At 65.3% G+C, this 16,085-nt stretch carries 13 protein-coding genes; 8 read left to right on the top strand and 5 right to left on the bottom strand.

Going from position 1 to position 16,085, the window contains the following annotated elements; genetic code table 11:
* Window positions 1–38: 38 nt before the first annotated feature.
* Genes ACREBX_RS12025 through ACREBX_RS12015 form a run of 3 tightly spaced genes read left to right on the top strand, consistent with a single transcriptional unit; the run spans window position 39 to window position 1,958 of the window.
* Entirely contained in the window at window positions 39–977 is a 939-nt protein-coding gene (locus ACREBX_RS12025) for an alpha/beta fold hydrolase (RefSeq protein WP_431561983.1), read from the top strand.
* On the top strand, window positions 955–1,467 hold the full coding sequence (locus ACREBX_RS12020) for a hypothetical protein (protein WP_431561982.1): 513 nt from the start codon (window positions 955–957) through the stop codon (window positions 1,465–1,467). Before ACREBX_RS12025 ends, ACREBX_RS12020 begins: the two co-directional genes overlap by 23 nt.
* A complete protein-coding gene (locus ACREBX_RS12015) occupies window positions 1,467–1,958 on the top strand; it encodes a DUF421 domain-containing protein (protein WP_431561981.1) in 492 nt (163 codons plus the stop codon). The genes ACREBX_RS12020 and ACREBX_RS12015 overlap by 1 nt, the downstream gene beginning before the upstream one ends.
* On the opposite strand, the gene ACREBX_RS12010 is transcribed toward ACREBX_RS12015, so the two are convergent.
* Window positions 1,955–3,883 (bottom strand): hypothetical protein, encoded by a 1,929-nt coding sequence (locus tag ACREBX_RS12010; RefSeq protein ID WP_431561980.1) that lies wholly within the window; start codon window positions 3,881–3,883, stop codon window positions 1,955–1,957. The genes ACREBX_RS12015 and ACREBX_RS12010 overlap by 4 nt on opposite strands.
* A 149-nt stretch (window positions 3,884–4,032) precedes the next feature.
* Between ACREBX_RS12010 and ACREBX_RS12005 the strand changes: the two genes are divergently transcribed.
* Complete coding sequence (locus ACREBX_RS12005) at window positions 4,033–6,090, top strand: transglycosylase domain-containing protein (RefSeq protein ID WP_431561979.1); 2,058 nt, start codon at window positions 4,033–4,035, stop codon at window positions 6,088–6,090.
* Between the two features lie 19 nt (window positions 6,091–6,109).
* Here ACREBX_RS12005 and ACREBX_RS12000 read toward each other — a convergent pair whose 3' ends face one another.
* Genes ACREBX_RS12000 through ACREBX_RS11985 form a run of 4 tightly spaced genes read right to left on the bottom strand, consistent with a single transcriptional unit; the run spans window position 6,110 to window position 12,953 of the window.
* Window positions 6,110–7,213: a DNA alkylation repair protein gene (locus ACREBX_RS12000; protein ID WP_431561978.1), complete on the bottom strand. Its 1,104-nt coding sequence runs from the start codon at window positions 7,211–7,213 to the stop codon at window positions 6,110–6,112.
* A gap of 21 nt (window positions 7,214–7,234) precedes the next feature.
* Window positions 7,235–8,635 carry an efflux transporter outer membrane subunit gene (locus tag ACREBX_RS11995; protein WP_431561977.1) on the bottom strand — a complete coding sequence of 467 codons (1,401 nt, stop codon included), beginning with the start codon at window positions 8,633–8,635 and terminating at the stop codon, window positions 7,235–7,237.
* Window positions 8,628–11,792: a multidrug efflux RND transporter permease subunit gene (locus tag ACREBX_RS11990; RefSeq protein WP_431561976.1), complete on the bottom strand. Its 3,165-nt coding sequence runs from the start codon at window positions 11,790–11,792 to the stop codon at window positions 8,628–8,630. The genes ACREBX_RS11995 and ACREBX_RS11990 overlap by 8 nt, the downstream gene beginning before the upstream one ends.
* A 6-nt stretch (window positions 11,793–11,798) precedes the next feature.
* Window positions 11,799–12,953 (bottom strand): efflux RND transporter periplasmic adaptor subunit, encoded by a 1,155-nt coding sequence (locus tag ACREBX_RS11985; RefSeq protein WP_431561975.1) that lies wholly within the window; start codon window positions 12,951–12,953, stop codon window positions 11,799–11,801.
* 139 nt (window positions 12,954–13,092) lie between these two features.
* Between ACREBX_RS11985 and ACREBX_RS11980 the strand changes: the two genes are divergently transcribed.
* The 4 genes from ACREBX_RS11980 (at window position 13,093) to nusG (ending at window position 16,054) form a co-directional block, all read left to right on the top strand.
* Entirely contained in the window at window positions 13,093–13,698 is a 606-nt protein-coding gene (locus ACREBX_RS11980; protein WP_431561974.1) for a TetR/AcrR family transcriptional regulator, read from the top strand.
* A gap of 85 nt (window positions 13,699–13,783) precedes the next feature.
* A complete protein-coding gene (locus tag ACREBX_RS11975) occupies window positions 13,784–15,100 on the top strand; it encodes an MFS transporter (protein ID WP_431561973.1) in 1,317 nt (438 codons plus the stop codon).
* 185 nt (window positions 15,101–15,285) lie between these two features.
* Window positions 15,286–15,483 carry a preprotein translocase subunit SecE gene (gene secE, locus ACREBX_RS11970; protein ID WP_431561972.1) on the top strand — a complete coding sequence of 66 codons (198 nt, stop codon included), beginning with the start codon at window positions 15,286–15,288 and terminating at the stop codon, window positions 15,481–15,483.
* A 34-nt stretch (window positions 15,484–15,517) separates the two neighbouring features.
* Window positions 15,518–16,054 (top strand): transcription termination/antitermination protein NusG, encoded by a 537-nt coding sequence (nusG, locus tag ACREBX_RS11965; RefSeq protein WP_037516051.1) that lies wholly within the window; start codon window positions 15,518–15,520, stop codon window positions 16,052–16,054.
* The last annotated feature ends 31 nt before the right edge of the window (window positions 16,055–16,085 follow it).

The following is a 16,085-nucleotide window of genomic DNA, read 5'->3' as shown; positions in this document are numbered from 1 at the left end:
ACTCTCGGTTCTGCCATGACCACGCCCGCCGGGTTAAATTGCTGAAACAGCAATCGTATCGCTCCATTCGTTCGGCGGCGCTCGCCGCATTATTCTTCTCGGGTATCGCAACCGCTCAGGCCGCCGAAGATGCGGCGAAGCCGACCGTCGTACTGGTTCACGGCGCTTTCGCGGACTCCTCCGGCTGGAACGACGTGATCGCCCGTCTCGAAAAGGACGGTTATCCTGTGATCGCCGCAGCGAACCCGCTGCGCAGCGTTGCGAGCGATGCCGAAAGCGTCGCCGCGGTCGTGCGCTCGATCCCGGGCGGCGTGATCCTCGTCGGGCACAGCTATGGCGGCGTCGTCATTACCGAAGCCGCAAAGGGCAATGCCAATGTGAAGGCGCTCGTCTATGTCGCCGGCTTCCTGCCCGACACGGGTGAATCGGCGCTGACGCTCTCGGCTAAATTCCCGGGCAGCACGCTGGGCGATGCCCTTTCGCCAGTGCGCCTGCCGGACGGCGGAACCGATCTTTATATCCAGCCCGCCAAATTCCACGGCCAGTTCGCCGCCGACCTGCCCGCGGCGCAGGCGACGCTGATGGCCGCGACGCAGCGGCCGGTGACGCAGGCGGCGCTGACCGACGCATCGCAGGCCGCGACGTGGAAGAGCCTGCCGACCTATGTGATCTATGGTGCCGAGGACCGGAACATCCCCGCCGCGACGATGAAATTCATGGCCGACCGCGCCCATGCGCGCAAAACCGTCGGCGTCGCAAACGGCTCGCACGCGCTGATGGTCTCGCATCCCGTCGAGGTCGCCGAGCTGATCGAGAATGCAGCGACCGACCGACCGCTAGGGCAGCGGAACGAACCGCCGCGCCAAGCGTCCAATAGGCGCCCGTCTGCCAACGCAGACGGGCGCCTTCGGTCATTGCGGCCGCGGGGCATTTGCGATCCGGCTGGAGGATTGGATGCAGGCGCTGGAGGGACTTGACGCCAAGCCATCGCAACGCCCGTGGGACCGGCACGCCAGCCCGATCTCGATCCTCATTCTCGGCGGCCTGTTGCTGGCAGCGGCGCTCGGCTTCACCGGCGGGCAGCCAAGCACGCCGCGCACAGCCGATCTGGGCGATGTGCGCCTGACGGTCAAGACGCCGACGACCATTCGCAACGGCGAGTTTTTTGAAACCGACATCACAGTGAGGGCCGAGGTTCCGCTCGACGACGCCGTGGTCGCCATATCGCCCGCGCTCTGGCATGACATGACCGTCAACACGATGATCCCGGCGCCCGCCGAAGAGAGTTTCGAGGACGGCCGTTTCCATTTTTCTTACGGCCCGCTCGCCGCTGGGGACAGTCTCCACATCAAGGTCGACGGACAGATCAATCCGCCGCTGTTCGCAGGCACGCGAGGCGAAATCGCGGTCCTTGACGGCAGCCGGCGCATCGGTGCGATGCCGCTTCGCATCAAAGTGCTGCCCTGATGGATATTGTCCTTCGCGCCACGGTGATGTTCTTCATCCTGTTCCTGCTCATCCGGCTGCTCGGCAAGCGCGAACTCGGCCAGATGACGCCGTTCGAATTCGTCGTGCTCGTCGTGCTCGTCGTGCTCGGCGACCTGATCCAGCAGGGCGTGACGCACAACGACTTCAGCCTGACCGGCGCGACGCTCGCCATCTGCACCTTCGCCTTTTGGGCGCTGGTGCTCAGCTGGACCGCCTATCTGTTTCCGCGCGCCAAGGATCTGCTCGAGGGCGCGCCGCGCGTGATCGTGCGCGACGGCGAGATCGTGACCGAAAATCTGCGGCGCGATCGGCTGACGCGCGACGAGATCCTGTCCGAAATGCGGCTCGCGGGGATCGGGCGGATGTCCGAGGTCGCGTGGGCGATCCTCGAGCCGCAAGGGAAGATGAGCTTCATCAAGAAGGACGATCAGGCGGCGCAGCAGCAGGACCGCGACGATCCCGTCAGCTAATAGATCGGGGTGATCTGCATCTGGGGCAGCGGCCGCGGCGTCCCGTCGCTGAGGTCGGGGCCAAGGTCGTCCCACTCCTCGCCGCGCGACACCAGGTCGGCGAACAGCGTCTGCGCGGCACCTTGGGCTTCGGCCGACCGGAACTTATACGAAACCGGCGGCGGCGCTCCCGTGCGCACCGTCGCAAAGGCGGCCGCATAAGCCGGGATCGGCGGAACGACCTTCGCGCTCGCCGCAATCCGGATCGTATAGCGCTGGAGGCCCGAGGCGACGTTCCGCCATCGCACCCAATAATGATTGTCGAACGAGAATTGGTACAGCCGTTCGCCGGCGACCGTGCCTTTCAATGAAATGCTGTCCAATATGGCCTGCGACATGTCGAGGTTCATGCCGCCCTCGACCTTGTCGAGCGCGACGTGGACGATCCGGTCGCGCTGCCCCGGCGCCCGCGACTGCAACAGGTCGCGCCAGTTCTGCATCGTGCTGATGATCCCGAACACGAAGCCGGACACCTCGGCCAGCGCGAGCGGCCGGGCGATCGAGCTATAGCTGCGTTGCCAGCCGCGATTGTTGTGCAGCGGAAGCCACACCGCGGCCTCGGCCTTGTCCTGCGCACTTTGAGGCTCGGGGTTCTCGGCCGCCGCATCGTCGTCGCTTTGGGGATAGACGAGATTGATTGCAAACGTCGGCCAGCGCGGCAGCGGCGCGTCGAACAGGTGGAGCGGAAAATTGCTCGACACGCCGCCATCCGAAAACCAGCAGATGCGGAAACCCTCGATCACGGAGAGGGGCGCCTCGCCGCCGGTCGCGAGACTATCGGTACTCTGGCTCAGCGTCGCCTCCTTGGCATCCTCGCCGTCATCGAGTGCGTCTCCCTCCGTCTCGCCGCGGAGTGTCCGCCTCCCGACGGGCTCGTGGAGCGGCACCGCGCTGATCAGCAGCGGAAAGCTGAGGCTCATGCGCATCGCCACCAGCACGGGCATCCGGCCCTTGCCGGGCAGGCGGTAATAATCCTTCTCCCCGACCCGATCGGGCGACCCCGCCATCGCCACCATCGCATCGACCACCGGCTTGGGGAACAGCAGGTCGAATTCTTCGCGCAGGAACCAGAAGGACGCGTCGGTAAAGGGCAGCGTCCGCGGTTCGTGATGCGAGACGCCCGTCGTGATCATCTGCAGCGAGATCGCCGTTTCGGTGTTCGGCTCGCCAGCGTAGCGCGGCGCGTCCCACAGATCGTCGAACAGCAGCGGCTCTGAAATCGCCTTGCCCGACAAGGATTGCAGGACGTCGTGCAGCCATTCGGTCAGCGCGGGTTTCGCGGCATCCCTGTGTACGCTCAGGCCCGAGCAAAGCCCGAGCAGATTGCGCCGCGTAACGCGCGCAACGCGCAAAACTGCGGCAATCGCGGCGCCAAGATAGGAGCAGATCACCGACGGCAACAGCACGGCGACAACTCCGTGCGGCCCCGCGAGCCAGTAACCTCCCACGAGGAACAGGCCGAGCAAAAGCAGCGCTTCGAGCGGCGCGATCGCCACAACCGCAACTGCGGCGACCAAGGTCTTGCGCAGCACGCTCGCGTTCCCGGCGAGGGTGACGATCAATCGATAGGCATTTCGTCCGCCGCGCGCCGGCTGGAACAGGCTGAAGATGAAGCCCTGCGACGAAAGCTGCGCCGCGATGCGTTCGAGACCGGCGAAGCCAAGCCTCGCGGGGCAGGGGGCGGTCGATCCCGATGCGACATGCTTGCGGTCGCCCAAGGCGGCCGCCGCGGTGGCGGCCGCGGCGATCGCGCCCGCCGACGTTCCGCCGATATTCTTGAACCGGAAATCGCGCGCGAGCGCCAGAACGGCGTTCGGATAAACGATGCCGCTCGTGATGCCGCCCTTCATCACCAGGTCGCAATAGCGCGTGGCTGTATCGCTCATGTCATCGCTCTCCGGATGTGCAGGGCTTTTTCTTTTCTTATCCCGCGGCGCCGATCAAGTCGCTGTCCTTCTTGATGAAGTGGGCCAATCCGACCATCATATAACGCAATTGCTTATGCTGTGTTGGGGCTGTAATACGGGCGCTGCGCATGAAATGGTTCCGTAAACCCGAAGGCCCCGATCCCACCCTCGCCGCGACGCCGGGTGGCCCGTTCGCCGATATAGCAGCGCCGCCGCCGCCCATCGTGTCCGAGACGCGCGGGCGCAAATGGATGCGCCGTATTTCGCGCGGTTTTGCGATCTTCTGCGTGATTTTCATCCTGCTCGTCGGCTGGCTCGCGCTCACCGCACCGCTCTCGAAATCGCTCGAACCGATCGCGCCGCCGCAGATCACCTTGCTCGCCTCGGACGGCACGCCGATCGCGCGCATCGGGGCGATCGTCGATACGCCGGTGAAGGCGGCGGATCTGCCGAAACATGTGACCGGCGCCTTCCTCGCGATCGAGGACCGGCGCTTCTACACCCATTGGGGCGTCGACCCGCGCAGCATCGCGCGCGCGGTCTGGAGCAATGTCACCGGCGGACGCACGCAGGGCGGCAGCACGATCACCCAGCAGCTCGCGAAATTCACCTTCCTCACGCCCAAACGCACCCTCGGCCGCAAGGCGCGCGAGGCGCTGATCGCCTTCTGGCTGGAAGCTTGGCTCAGCAAGGACGAGATTCTCGAACGCTATCTTTCGAACGCCTATTTCGGCGACAACACCTATGGCCTGCGCGCCGCATCGCTCCATTATTTCTATCGCCAGCCCGAGAAGCTGACCCCGGCGCAGGCGGCGATGCTCGCTGGGCTGGTACAGGCGCCGTCGCGCCTCGCCCCCACCAAAAACCCTGACCTCGCCGAAAAACGCATGAAGCTGGTGCTGAATGCGATGGTCGCGACCGGCTATCTCACCGAGCAGGAGCGGGGGGCGCTCCGTACCCCGCGCATCGATGTGCGCAGCCGGAACACATTGCCGACCGGCACCTATTTCGCCGACTGGGCGCTGCCCGAGGCGCGCAAATTGAGCGATGTCGGCTATTCGCGTCAGACGATCGCGACGACGCTCGATGCGCGGTTGCAGGGCGTCGCGCGCCGCGTGACGGGGCGCGCGGGGCTGGGCAAGGCGCAGGTCGCGCTCGTCGCGATGCGCCCGAATGGCGAGGTCGTCGCGATGATCGGCGGCAAGGATTATGCCGCATCGCCCTTCAACCGCGCGACGCAGGCGCGGCGCCAGCCGGGTTCGACCTTCAAGCTGTTCGTCTATCTCGCCGCGCTCCGCGCCGGCTGGGACCCCGACGACATGATCGACAACAGCGCGATCGAGACCGGCTCCTATCGTCCCAAAAATTCGGGCGGCGCCTATTCAAAGGAAATCAGCCTCGAAGACGCGTTCGCCTCGTCGAGCAATGTCGCCGCGGTGCGGCTGCTCCGCGAAATTGGCGACGACAAGGTCATCGACATGGCGCGTGACCTCGGCGTCACCGCGCCGATGGCCAAGGGCGATCCCAGCCTCGCGCTCGGCACGTCGAGCATGACCCTGCTCGAACTTACCGCCGCCTATGCCGCGGTCGCGGCGAACAGCTATCCGGTCGAGCCGCACGCGTTCGAGACCGACGAAAAGGGCTGGTTCGAGAATCTGATCTCAGGCCCATCGAGTTTCGGGTCGAGCGAGCATGAGGACATCGAACAAATGCTGCGCGCCGCGGTCAATCGTGGCACCGGCCGCGCCGCGCGGCTGCCGCAGGCGAATTTCGGCAAGACCGGCACCAGCCAGGACAATCGCGACGCGCTGTTCGTCGGCTATGCCAACGGCCTCGTCGTCGGCGTGTGGATCGGAAACGACGACAATACGCCGCTTCAGGGCGTGTCGGGCGGCGGGTTGCCGGCGCGCATCTGGCGCGACTTCATGACCGAGGTATCGGGCAAGAAGGCCGCGCCGCGGCCGAAGAAGGTGGTCGATCCGACCGGCCCCGTCGAGCCGCTGGATATTCCCGACATCGGTGACATTCCGATCGGCGACCGGACGCGCATCGGGATCGAGGGCGGCGATGCGGTCATAACGACCGAGATCAACGGCAGCCGGATCGACCTGCGTCTGCCGATGTCGGAGGGGCGTCCGCCGCCCGAGGTCACGGCCGAGCCGCCACAACCCGTGCCTCCACGCTAGGTCGGTTGTGGGCCGGAGGTCAGTCCGTCGGCAAAATATCGAATGCGGCGGTTGCCATCATCTGGCCATTGACGATCAACTCGACCTCATGCCGACCCGGATGATGTCGCCGCGTGCTGAAATCGCGGATCGTCTGTCTGATGGCGAGCGGCGCTGTCTCCCCAGCCGCGAGTTCGAACGTCTTGAGTTTGAAGACCTTGGCAGCACTTTTTCCGCCCGCGCGGGCGTAATGGACGCGATAATCGACCACCAGCCGCTGATCGTCGGCTGAGGCCGACGCGAGATCGGCGGTGATGGCTATCCGGTCGCCGAGGCGAACGGTTGCTGGCGAAATTCCGAAATTGCGCACGCTTACTGCGGCGCCATGGCCAACACCGATAAGCGCGAGAGCGGCGGGATCGCCCTTCTTGATCAGCGTGCGCAGCGCATGGCGGATGATCCAGGCCGTGCGCGCGTCGTCCTGCGGCCACGCCGCTAGGCGGCCCAGCAGCCAGTCGGGCCGGTCCTTGGCGATATCGTTCAGATGATTCGCGACCGATTTGCGGACGTACAGGCTCGGATCGGCCTTCAGCATTTCGAGGATCGGCGCCGCTAGCGTCGGATCGGCCTTCAGCGCCGGGACGCGTGCCGCCCAAGGCAGGCGCGGCCGCGCACCCTCGCTCGCGAGCCGGCGGACATGCTCGTCCGCGCTGCCGGTCCATCGCATCATGACGGCCAGCGCGCGTGACGTATCCGCGGCCAGAAACGGACGGATCGCAAACTCGGCCGAGCCGAAGCGCGTCAGGTCGGCGAGCGCATCCATCGACCGGTCGAAATCATCGAGGCCATAGCGCGCGACATATTCGGTAACCGCCATCGCCTGAAACCCATGGGTGAGCCGCGGCGCCATCGCGCGGACGACATCGAGCGCCGCTGCATAATCACCGGGCAGCGCCGCATGGAGCGCGTCGGCGATATGGCGCACGCGTTCCATGATCGACAGTGCATCCAGCCCGCCCGATGCCGCAGACAAAAAGGCGGCGCGATCGAAGCGTGGCGACGCCGCCGTCCCCGCATCACCGATCGTCTGCATTGCTTGCGGGCCCAGAATATCCTTGAGCAGGGCGGGGGTTTCTTGGGTCATTGCGGCTTTGGTCCCGACGCCTTAGCGGCGCTCGACCAATCCGCCACCCAGCGCGACATAAAGCGTCACCAGATTGTCGACCTGCGCACGCCTCAGCTCGATCAGCGCCTGTTCGGCGGCGAACAGATTGCGTTCGGCATCGAGCACTTCGAGATAGGTCGAGACCCCCTCGCGATACCGCTTGCGCGCGAGGTCGGCGATCTGCCGGGTCGCGAGCGTGCCGCGTTCCTGCGCCTCGACCTGTTCGGCGAGGTAGCGGCGGCCAGCGAGCGCATCGGCGACTTCGCGGAACGCGCCCTGGACGGTCCGCTCATAGGTTGCGACGGCGATATTCTCGCGCGCCTCGGCGACGGTCAGATTGCCCTTGTTGCGCCCGAAATCGAAGATTGGAAGGCTGATCGACGGGCCAAAACTCCAGCCGAAACCGTCGTTGCTGAACAGGTTGTCGAGCGAACCCGAAGCGAAGCCAAGGTTGCCGGTCAGCGAGATCGACGGGAAGAAGGCGGCGCGCGCGGCGCCGACATTGGCGCGTGCGGCGCGCAATCGTTCTTCGGCCGCCACCACGTCGGGCCGCGCGACGAGCAGGTCCGACGGCAGGCCGGCGGTCAGCGTCGGCGACTGGCCCTGCGCGACGAGCGGCAGCGGTGCGGGCAGGGGGCCGGCAACCGGTCCACCGGTCAGCACGGCGAGGAAATTATCGGCCTGCGCCTTGCCGAGCTTCAGGCTCGCAAGTTGCGTCTCGGCCTGCGTCAGCAGCGTTTCGGACTGGCGATAGTCGAGCGCCGACGTGACCCCCGCATCGAGGCGGCGCTTCGCGATCCGCAGCCCTTCCTTGCGGCTCGTCACCGTGGCTTCGGCAAGCTTGATCTGCTCCTCGGCGCCGCGCGACGAGAAATAGGTCGAGGCGACGTCGCGGACGAGCGTGAGGCGGAAGGCGCGCTCGGCCTGCTCGGTCGCGAGATACTGGCTGCGCGCCGCTTCGGACAGATTCTTGACGCGCCCCCAGAAATCGAGCTCGAACGAGGTCACGCCGACGCCGACCGAATAGCGATTGGAAGTGTCGGTCCCGGGTCCGGTCAGCGAAGCGCCACGCGTGCGTGTGGCGGCGGCGCTGGCGCCGACCGTCGGCAGACGGTCGGCATCCTGGATACGGTACAGGCCGCGCGCTTCCTCGATCTGCGCAACCGCGACGGCGAGGTCGCGGTTGCGCTCGATTGCCTGCGCGATCAGGACCTCGAGCTGGGGATCGGCAAAGAAGTCCTGCCAGTTGACCTCGGTTGCCCGCTGCCCGAGCGTCACATCGCCGGCGAATTCGGCCGGATAGGCAGGCGCGGTGGGCAGCGCCGGGCGCTCATGTTTCGGCGCCATATTGACGCATCCGGCGAGCGTCGTCGCTGCGAGCAGCGCGATCAGGTTACGCATGACCGGGTTCCTCATGATGTCCTTTTTCGGCGGGGGCGGGCGGCCGCTTGCGGCTGATCCACTTGCGTACCGATAGATAGAAGAGCGGGATGAAAAAGATGCCCAGCAAAGTGGCCGCGATCATCCCGCCCATCACGCCCGATCCGACCGCGATGCGGCTGGCGGCGCCGGCTCCGCTCGCGATGACGAGCGGCACCATGCCCAGAATGAAGGCGAGGCTGGTCATGATGATCGGCCGCAGGCGCAGCTTCACCGCTTCCATCACCGCGTCGAGCGCCGATTTGCCTTCGGCCTCCTGCTCGATCGCGAACTCGACGATCAGAATCGCATTCTTCGCCGCAAGCCCGATGATCGTGATCAGCCCGACATTGAAATAAATGTCGGCGGAAAGGCCGCGGAACATCGAGAAGAGCACCGCGCCGAGCACGCCCAAGGGCACCACCAGCAGCACCGCCACCGGCACCGCCCAGCTTTCATAAAGCGCCGCGAGCAGAAGGAAGACGACGACCAGCGACAGCCCGAGCAGCATGCCGATCTGGCCCGCCGACTGCTTCTCTTCATAGGAGATGCCCGTCCATTCGAAAGAGAAGCCCGCCGGCAGTGTCTGCGCCAGCCGCTCCATCTCGGCCATCGCCTCGCCGGTCGACTGGCCGGGCGCGGGTTCACCCGAAATCGTCATCGCGGGATAGCCGTTATAGCGCTGAAGCTGCGGAGCCTCGGCAGACCACTCGGCCTTGCTGAACGATCCGAAGGGCACCATGTCGCCGTTCGCGCTGCGCACGCGCAGTTCGAGCACGTCCTGCGGCGTCATCCGGCTCGCGGCATCGGCCTGCAACAGCACGCGCAGCACGCGGCCTTCGCGGGTGAAGTCGTTGGCGTAGGCGCTGCCGAAGCTGATCGCGAGCGTCGCATTGACGTCGCCGATCGACAGGCCGAGCGCGCGTGCCTGGATCCGGTCGATGTCGACCTTCAGCACGGGCGCATCCTCCTGCCCCTCGGGGCGGACGTTGGCGAGCAGCTTGCTCTGCATTGCACCGCCCAGAATCTGGTTGCGCGCGGCGATCAGCGCGTCGCGCCCGTTGCCGCCGCGGTCCTGTAGCTTGAAGGTGAAGCCGCTCGACGTCCCGAGTTCGGGGATCGACGGCGGGCTCAGCGAGAAGGCGAAAGCCTCCTTGATGTTCGCATAGGCGCCCATCGCCTTGCCCGCGATCGCGTCGGCGCTGTCGCCGTCGCCCTTGCGCTCGTCCCACGGTTTCAGCGGGGTGAACATGATCGCGTTCGCCTGGCCTTGGCCAAAGAAGCTGAAGCCGTTGACCAACACGACATTGGCGACCTGCGGCTGTTCGGCGAAGAAGGCTTTCACCTGCTTGGTCGCCTCGTTGGTGCGCTGCGTCGTCGCGCCGGGTGGCGCCTGGATCACGGTCACCAGATAGCCCTGATCTTCCTGCGGCAGGAACGAGCCCGGCAGGCGCGTGAAGAGCAATGCGGTGATCGCGACCATCAGCGCGAACACGCCGAGCCAGCGCAGCGGCGTCGCCAGCATCTTGCCGACGCCGCCCTGATAGCGGTCGGTCGTGCGCTCGAACCAGCGGTTGAAGCCGCCGAAGAAGCGGTCAAAGAATGCGCCGATGCGGCCCTTGCGCTCGGTCTGGTCGTGCGGCTTCAGCAGCGTCGCGCAGAGGGCAGGCGTCAGCGTCAGCGCGAGCAGCGCCGAGAAGGCGATCGAGATCGCGAGCGTCATCGAGAATTGGCGATAGATGCCGCCCGTCGATCCGGGGAAGAAAGCCATCGGGATGAACACCGCGATCAGCACCAGCGTGATGCCGATGATCGCCGAAGTGATCTGGCTCATCGCCTTCACCGTCGCGTCATAGGGCGACAGATGCTCCTCGTTCATGATGCGCTCGACATTCTCGATCACGACGATCGCGTCGTCGACGAGGATGCCGATCGCGAGCACCATGCCGAACAGGGTCAGCACGTTGATCGAAAAGCCGAACATCCAGAGGCCGAGGCACGCACCCGCGAGCGCGATGGGAACCACGACGGTGGGGATGACGGTCGCGCGCCAGTTCTGGAGGAACAGGAACATCACGAGGAAGACGAGCAGCATCGCTTCGCCCAGCGTGATCACCACCTCTTCGATCGAAAGGCTGATGAAGGGCGTCGTGTCGTACGGGATCGACCAGGTGACGTCAGGCGGGAAGCCCTTCGACAGTTCGGCCATCCGATCGCGGATGCCCGTCGCGGTCGACAGCGCATTGGCGCCAGGGGTGAGCTGGACCGCAAGGCCGGCCATCGGCTTGCCGTTGAGTTCGGACGAGAAAAGATAGCTCGCCGCGCCCAGCTCGACCCGGCCGACGTCGCCCAGCGTCACCGCCGACCCGTCGGGGTTCGCGCGCAGGATGATGCTTTCGAACTGTTCGGGCTTGGTGAAGCGGCCCTGCGTCGTGATGACGGCGTTGAGCTGCGCGCCCTTGGCGAGCGGCTGGTCGCCGAGCTGGCCGCCCGGCGTCTGGCTGTTCTGTTCCTGCACCGCGCCGAGCGCTTCTGCCGGCGACAGATTGTGCGAGGCCAGCTTTTGCGGGTCGAGCCAGATGCGCATCGCATATTCCGGCGCAAATGCCTGGACGTTGCCGACGCCGTTCACACGCCGCAGCTCGTCGAGCACGCGCGTATTGGCGAAGTTGTTGACCTCCATCGGGTCGGTGTTGCCGCTCTTCGAGGTGATCGCGACGATCAGCAGAAAGCCCGAATTGGCCTCGGTGACCGAAATGCCTTGGCGGCGCACATCCTCGGGCAAACGCTGCTCGACGCGGCGCAGGCGGTTTTGCACCTCCATCTGCGCATTATCGATGTCGGTCCCCGCCTCGAAGGTCAGGGTGATCGATGCGGTGCCGTTCGATTCGCTGGTCGAGGCCATGTAGAGGAAACCCTCGACCCCGTTCAGCTCCTGCTCGATGACCTGCGTCACATTCTGTTCGAGCGTGCTCGCGTCGGCGCCCGGATAGGTGACGCCGATCGTCAGCGATGGCGGCGCCACCGACGGATATTGCTCCACGGGAAGCCCGCGCAGCGCGATGATGCCCGACAACAGGATGCCGATGGCGATGACCCAGGAGAAGATGGGCCGGTCGATGAAGAAGCGGGGTGTCATGTCAGGTCAGCGCTTCGCCGCGGGGGTCGATGCCGTTCCCTTGGGCTGCGCGACGCGCACCGGTTGCCCCGGCTGCACCTTTTGCAGCCCGTCGACGATCACCCGGTCGCCGGGTTTCAGCCCGTCGAGGATCGCCCACTGACCGGCGACCATCGTGCCGAGCTTCACCGGGCGCGGGGTCGCGATATTCTTGGCGTCGAGCACCATCACGCTCGCCTCGTCGGCGGCCAGCTTGACCGCGCGCTGGGGTATCAGGACGCCATCCGACCGGTTGCCCGCGAAGATGCGGGCACGGACGAACTGTCCGGGCAGCAGCGCCGAATTCGGGTTCGGGAATTCGGCGCGCAGCGCGGCGGTGCCCGTCGCCTCGTCGATCGACAGATCGAGGAAGTCGAGGTGGCCGACGACCGGAAAGGCGGTGCCGTCCTCGAGGATCAGCTGCACTTCGACGCGGTCGAATTGGGGCGCGGTGACCTTGCCGGATCCCATGTCGCGGCGGTTCGCTAGCAGGTCCGAACTCGATTGCCCGAAATTGACATAGACGCGGTCGATCTGCTCGATCGTCGTGAGCAAGGTGCCGGCCCCCGCGTTGACGAGCGCGCCCTCGGTCACTTCGGCGCGCCGCGCGCGGCCCGATATGGGGGCGGTAACCATCGAATAGCCAAGGTTCAGCCGCGCCGATTCCAGATTGGCCTGCGCCGCCTGCACATCGGCCTCGGCGGTACGCTGCCCGGCGACCGCGGCGTCATATTCCTGCTTGCCGATCGCTTGGTCGGCGAGCAGCGGCTGATAGCGGCCGACCACCTGCCGCGCGTTGGCGGCGGTCGCCTGTGCACGCGCAAGCTGCGCGCGCGCCGCATTGGCGGTTGCAGTCAACTCGCGCGGGTCGATCCGGAACAGCGGCGTCCCGGCACGGACGTAGCTGCCTTCGTTGAACAGCCGGCGCTCGACGATGCCATTGACCCGAGCGCGGACTTCGGAAGTGCGAAATGCCTGAACGCGGCCAGGCAATTCGATCACATTCGGTACTGCCTGCGTGCGGATCGTGACGATATTGACCTCGGGCGGCGGCGGAGCGGGGGGCGCTTCCGACGAGCAGGAAGCCAGCACCAGAGCCAGCGCAGCGCCGGCGGCGCAGCCAAGAGGACGAAAGCGACTCATATGGACCCCTGAAAAATCGCAGTTGTGCGGGATTTGTTTATACGCAAAAGCTTGCGTTGAGGCGCTCTGTAATTTAAATTACAAAAAAGCGCAAGGGAGGAGGAAAAATTTGAGCATGTCGGAATCGGCCTTATGTCAAATGGATAGGCCATCGCCACGCGAACGTCGGCAGAGCGCAATCCTCGATGCCGCCGAGGCGCTGTTCCTCGAACAGGGGTATGAGCGCACCAGCCTCGCCGAAATCGTCAAGCGTTCGGGCGGCTCGCTCGCGACGCTCTATGAGTTGTTCGGCAACAAGCAGGGGCTGCTTCGCGCGATCGCAACGCGCTGGTGCGACGAAGCGATGCTGCGGTCGCTTGACGACGACGCCACGCGGGGATTGTCGACCGTCGAAATCCTCAAGAGCTACGCGCATCGCCAAAGCGAGCTAATGGAATCGCCGCACGCGGTCGCGCTGATGCGCATGTTGATTTCCGAGAGTTTGCGCGACCACGAATTCGCGATGCAGATTTACCGCGACCTGCACGTGCCCGCGCTCGAGGAACTGATCGAGCTGTTCGCGGAATGGGCGGCAACCGGCAAGGCCGACATCGACCGCCCGGAGGCGGCAGCGCGCCTGTTTTTTGATATTGTCGTCGGCGATTCAATGCTGAGCACGCTGATGGGGATCGAGGACGAATGGCTCGACCCGGAAGAGATCGACTGGCGGCTCCAGCCTTTCCTGTCGCATTTCAATATCCGTTAGCGCGACCCTTCGGGGCGCCGCGATCTGTTGACAGGGTTGTCAATAACTGAAAATGTGCCGGCTCCTGCTTCGGGAGCGTCGTGCCTTGGCCAGTACTGCCCTGCCTTCGGCCGCCCGCGCCGACGAAACCCCGGTATTGCGCCCGCGGACGGTCGCCGCCTATGCCGCGACGGCGGGGCCGACGGTGATCCTCGGCCTGCCGTTCAGCGTCTATCTGCCGCCTTATATCGCCGAGGGCGGCGTCATTTCGGTGGCGCTGGTCGGGCTGCTCTTTTCGCTCACCACGATATGGGACGGCGTCGTCGACCCGCTGATCGGGACGATGGTCGACCGTGTGCGCACCGGGCTCGGCGCGCACCGGCGCTGGATGCTGCTCGCGATCGTGCCGCTGTTTCTGCTGCTGCTCGCGCTGGTCACGGTCGGCGACCGGCTGCCCTTTGCGGCGCTCTTCCTGATGATGATATTCTTTTATTCGAGCTACAGCCTTTATGAGGTCGCGCAGCTGTCGTGGGGCTCGGCGCTGGTGCGCACCCCGGCCGACAGCGCGCTGCTTTACGGGATGCGCGACTGGTTCGCGAAGATCGCTCTGATCCTCGCCTTTGCCGCGCCTGCGGCGGCGCAGCTCCTGATCCCAGGGATCAGCTTGCAGGGGCGGATCATGGCCTATGCCAGCCTCTTCCTGCTCATGGTGCCAGTCGCGCTTTTCGCGATCCGCCTCGTCCCGCCGCGTGCGGTTGTGGCAGAGGCGGGCATCGGCTGGCGGCACGAGATACGCGCGTCCTTCTCCTTCCCGCCGCTGATGCTGCTGCTTGGCGTGCAGTTTCTCAACAGCTTCGCCTTCGGATCGCTGACCTCGCTGTTCGTCTTCTTCGCCGCCGCGGTGCTCGATCTCGACGCGCAGAGCGCGGTGCTGCTCTTCGCAAGCTTCATTGGCGGGGCCTTCGCGTCGCCCGTGTGGACCTTTCTCGCGCGCCGGTTCGGCAAGCCGCCGATGATGATGGCGATGGGGCTCCTGATCTCCAGCCTGCTCGTTGCGACCTTGTTCCAGAAACCGCAGGGCCTGGAGCAGGCGGTGGGTTTCTCGCTGATGCTCGGGACCGGGTTCGTCGGATTGCTCTTCACTTACTCGATGCTCGCCGACTTGATTCCGCAGGATGCCGGCCGCTGCGGCCGCAATCGGTCGGCTTTTCTCTTCGCGCTCTTGAACCTGATGCAGAAGTTCGGCGTCGCCGCCGCGATCGCGGTCAGCTATCTTCTCCTCGACCTCGTCGGCTTCGACCCGCAGAACGGCAAGGCCGCGGCGCGCGAACTGCACCTGCTGTTCGCGCTCCAACCGACCGTCAGCTGGATTGTCATGGCCGGGCTGCTGATCTGGATGCAGCGCGCGCTTGCCCGCCTTTGACTTGCAATCGCCGCAGGGCCCAAGTAAAGGCCGCTTTCATTCGGACAGATGCGCCGTTTTCCTTCCGCCTTTCGCCGATTTGATCGGGGAGGGTGGGCGGACTATTGCCCCAAGCGCGCTTGACGCGCGGGGGGCGGCAACCCATCTGGCCCGGATCATTGACGCAAAAAGACAGGACGATCGACATGGCGAAGACCAGCCCGGCTGAGTTCATCAATCAGGTACGCGCCGAAGCCCGCAAGATCGTGTGGCCCACCAGCCGCGAAACGGTACAGACGACGATCATGGTGATCATCATGACGACGATCCTTGCGCTGTTCTTTTTCGGCGTCGACACGGTTTTCAACGCGATCGTCAGCTGGCTGACGTCGCTCGCGCGCTAACGCCCGCGGTTTCAGGGACAGGATACGGATAAACATGGCGCGCTGGTACATCATTCACGCCTATTCGGGTTTCGAGAACAAGGTTCGCGATTCGGTGCTTTCCGAAGCCGAACGCATGGGCCTGACCGACTTCGTCGAAGCCGTCGAAGTGCCCGTTGAAACCGTCACCGAGGTGAAGCGCGGCAAAAAGGTCCAGGCCGAACGTAAATTCTTCCCGGGCTACGTCCTCGCCAAACTCACGATGACCGACGATGTCTATCACCTCGTCAAGAACACGCCGAAGGTCACGGGCTTCCTCGGTTCGATGGGCAAGCCGCAGGCGATCAGCGAAGCCGAAGCCGCACGCATCCTGAACAGCAAGGAAGAGGCAGCGGCCCGTCCGAAGCAGGAAATCCGCGTCGATTACGAAATCGGCGATCAGGTCAAGGTGCTCGACGGTCCCTTCGCCAGCTTCAACGGGCTGGTCGAGGAACTCGATTTCGAAAAGGCGCGCGTCAAGGTGTCGGTGTCGATCTTCGGTCGCGCCACCCCGGTCGAACTCGACTTCGAACAGGTCGAACGCTTCAAATAACATCGCAGCGCGCCTCTGGGCGCGCGCGAAA

This window comes from Sphingopyxis sp., assembly GCF_050725655.1.
Classification (GTDB): Bacteria; Pseudomonadota; Alphaproteobacteria; order Sphingomonadales; family Sphingomonadaceae; genus Sphingopyxis.
This window is presented reverse-complemented; position numbering and strand designations above follow the sequence as displayed.